Source organism: Mycobacterium sp. (assembly GCF_049281135.1).
Classification (GTDB): domain Bacteria; phylum Actinomycetota; class Actinomycetes; order Mycobacteriales; family Mycobacteriaceae; genus Mycobacterium.
Genome location: NZ_JBAPRN010000567.1, coordinates 1 through 1,638, shown reverse-complemented (window position 1 = coordinate 1,638; position 1,638 = coordinate 1). Strand labels below are relative to the sequence as shown.

The window sequence follows — 1,638 nt, the reverse complement described above, 5'->3', positions numbered from 1 at the left end:
ATCCAGGCTAGGCGGAGTTGTATTATGAGTTCTGCTGGGCGTCGAGTCGGGCATCAGGCCGGTCAGCCGTGACCTCGGTCGTCGTTGTCGGCGCTGGGCTGTCTGGGCTAGCCGCTGCTTACCGCTTGCAACGGGCGGGCTTCACAGTCACCGTGTTGGAGTCTGCGACCGGGCCGGGTGGTCGCGTGCAAACGGAGCGTCACGGGGACTACATCGTCGACACCGGCCCGGACGCGCTCACCGCCGGCTATGCCAGTTATCTGGGGTTGGTGCAGGACCTTGGGCTCGCGGACAGCCTGGTCGATACCAGCGTGGTTATTGGTCTGGTCCGGGGCGGACGTTTGATCGACCTCGATCCGGCCAAATTGCTGAGACTGCCCTTTACGCCGGCGTTGTCGATGCTGGGCAAACTGCGCTTGGCGGTCGGGTTCATCCGATTGCGGAAGGCGATCAAAGACGTCGACTCCTACGACATGAGCCGATCGGCGGCACTGGACGATCCAGATGTATCTGCGCACGACTTCGCGCTACATCATTTCGGCCGTGAGGTGACCGAGTATCTCATTGATCCGATGATGCGGCTGACGACCGGCACCGGTGCCCGAGACGCGTCCAGCGTGAATGTTCTTGGTGCACTGGGTGCTTGGTCGGCTGGCCTACGCAGCGTGCGCGGTGGGTTGGCGACGGTGACCACTTCGCTCGCGTCGGGGCTTGACGTGCGCTACGGCGCTACGGTTACCCGCGTCGACGAGACGGAATCCGGCGTGAGCGTGTCATACACCGACGCGAGCGGCACCCATGACGTCAGCGCCGGAACCTGTGTCATCAGCGCCATGTATCACCGCGCCGTCGAGATGTGGCCGCCCTTGCTGACGGCATCGCCGGCGTTCGGCGACAAACTGCGCAACGTCAAGTTGATCAGTGTCTCGCTCGGCTACCGGGTTCCCACCAGAAGCAGGGCTTACACCGTCCTGGTGCCGACCGTCGAACAACCCGAGTGCCTGTTGATCTTTTTGCAGCACAACAAGTCCGCCGACCGGGCACCGCGCGGACACAGCCTCGTCACGATTTACACCGACACCGCAGTCACCGACAGGTTCCTCGAGTACACCGACGCTCAACTGGAAGCTTGGGCCGCCGGCGTCGTCGAAGGGCTCTGTCGCGAACTTGCCGGCCATCGAGATTTGTCGGTCGTGACACGCTGGCCATACGCGGGATACCTCGCGGACCCGGGCTTCTGGCGTCGCAACAGCGCCCTGCGTGACGCGCTACCTACCCGGGGGCCGGTACAGGTTGCCGGCGACCTGTTCGGCGCGGGTTCCATGGAGTCCGCGGCACGTTGGGGCGAGCACGCCATGCGCTGCATCGTCGAGGCCCGCTGACTGTTGATCATGGTGCCGATCAACACCGCCTGGCAAAAGGCCATTCTGTCTCCCGCTTGCAGATGCGACATGGTTCGGTCACTCCGATGAGTGCGTTAACGAGCGCTCACACTGCATCGCGTCGATTTCGGTGATTGGAGGTCGATGGCTGCCCGTTTTGCAGAAGATACCGTTCCCCTGGCACGAACGAACCGATGAAGCCGCATTGATGATTAGACCCGAGCAACGCGCCGAAGAGTTGATCTGGCCCGATCCC

At 63.1% G+C, this 1,638-nt stretch carries 1 protein-coding gene; it reads left to right on the top strand.

Annotated elements, in window-relative coordinates; genetic code table 11:
• Nucleotides 1-68 precede the first annotated feature (68 nt).
• Nucleotides 69-1,382: a protoporphyrinogen/coproporphyrinogen oxidase gene (locus WAN02_RS22170; RefSeq protein ID WP_422266415.1), complete on the top strand. Its 1,314-nt coding sequence runs from the start codon at nt 69-71 to the stop codon at nt 1,380-1,382.
• Nucleotides 1,383-1,638: the final 256 nt, after the last annotated feature.